We start from the raw sequence: 2,038 nt of genomic DNA on the forward strand, positions 1-2,038 counted from the left end.
GTGTGCTCTTCCGATCTGCCAGGTCCAGATTCGTCATATTCTTGTTTGGAAATCCACATTGATTGGAAAGTAGATAGAGAGGCTAATATCGAACCTCCGATCCATACAGAATATTTTCTTTCTGGAGGTGCAACAATCTTGATTTTCATTGTTGGTGGAGCTAATGCTGAAATTTCTTTCTGCATACGATCAGCAATACCTGGATACATTGTTGATCCTCCAGATAATACTATGTTAGAATACAAATCTTTTCTTATATCAACATCGCATTTCATTATACTGTTGTAAGTTGTTTCATGAATACCGACTGATTCCAAACCTAAGAAACTTGGTTGGAAAAGAGCTTCTGGACATCTAAATCGTTCATTACCGATAGTAATTACTTGACCGTCAGGTAATTCATAACTCTTTTCTAATGATGATGATGCTGAAGCTGTTCTCATTTCTGCATCAAAATCAAGAGCGATGTAACAAAGTTTTTCTTTGATATCTCTCACAATTTCTCTTTCAGCTGTTGTTGTGAAACTGTAACCTCGTTCTGTAAGGATCTTCATTAAATAATCAGTAAGATCTCTTCCAGCAAGATCTAATCTCAAAATTGCATGTGGAAGAGCGTAACCTTCATAGATTGGTACGGTGTGAGTTACTCCATCACCAGAATCCAATACAATACCAGTTGTTCGACCAGATGCATATAAGGACAAAACTGCTTGGATTGCTACATACATAGCTGGAGCATTGAAAGTTTCAAACATGATCTGTGTCATCTTTTCTCTGTTGGCTTTAGGATTAAGAGGAGCTTCGGTCAATAAGACTGGATGTTCTTCGGGAGCAACTCTTAATTCATTGTAGAAAGTGTGATGCCAAATTTTCTCCATATCGTCCCAATTTGTAACAATACCGTGTTCAATTGGGTATTTCAAAGTCAAAATACCTCTTTTTGATTGAGCTTCATCACCAACATAACTGTCTTTCTGGCCCATACCAACCATCACACCTTGATGTCGTGGACGACCGACAATTGATGGAAAAACTGCTCGTGGAGCATCATCTCCAGCAAATCCGGCTTTACACATACCAGATCCATTATCAACTACCAATGCGGCTATTTCATCGTCCATGTTTGTTATATCAATAAAAATTTTTTTCCTTTTTGTATCACGGATTTTAGTTTTCATTATGCTTCTTTTCTCGATTATTGAAGATTCAAGTATGAGCTGTCTTTTAAGGGAGCTTTGATGTGCTAGTTAATAGTGCGTAAGACTTGTGCTTGGGGGTGATATTCTTTCGATTCTTTAAATCTAGTTTCTTTTTTTTATTAGTTTAAGCTAATTTTTTGGATTGTTTTTTTTCTTTTTTGTTTATATCTTATGCTTGATATTAGCATTTTATTCTTTTAACAGATTGTTTTTCTGTTTTGTTGTTCCTTTTATTATTTATTTAAAAAATTAAAGTATTATTATAAAATACCTTCTATATTACTCGGAGGCTGTACAACTGTTTCTTAAAAACATTTCTTATTTTTTAATAAGTAAATTCTGCTCAATGAGTTTTTAAATAGCTGCAGTATTATGACTGTACGAAGGTAGCATAATTACTTGTCTAGTCATTTTAGAATTGTTTGAATGAGTAAATGTTATAGTTCTTGTATTATTGGTGGTTTATTTTAATTTAAATTTTCTGTAAAGATGCAGTTTTTTCTTTAAAGACAAAAAGACCCTACAGAGCTTTCAGTTCTTTTGTTAGTTGCTTTTGGATGGGATATTCTCTTTTATTTTAAAAGATTGTTTAATATTTTAAGCTTCCTTAGGGATAACAGGGAGATATTTTCTGGGAGTTCATATCTAAGAATTTGTTTTCTACCTCGATGTTGAATTATAGTTAAGCTTGGGAGTAGAAGCTCTGTTAGTTTTAGTCTGTTCGACTTTTAATACTATTCGTGATTTGAGTTTAGACCGATGTAAATCAGGTTGGTTTTTATCTTAAATTTAGAATAATTGTACGAAAGGACCTTATTCGTTTTTAAAAAAAAGATCGG

The 2,038-nt window shown here is 33.5% G+C and carries 1 protein-coding gene; it reads right to left on the reverse strand.

From position 1 onward, the window contains the following. Positions 1–1,178 (reverse strand): hypothetical protein (locus G0Q00_RS00005; RefSeq protein ID WP_203564870.1); only part of this gene is annotated, 1,178 nt, incomplete at its 3' end. Between the last annotated feature and the right edge of the window lie 860 nt (positions 1,179–2,038).

The organism is Aliiroseovarius sp. PrR006, assembly GCF_010500215.1.
GTDB lineage: Bacteria > Pseudomonadota > Alphaproteobacteria > Rhodobacterales > Rhodobacteraceae > Aliiroseovarius.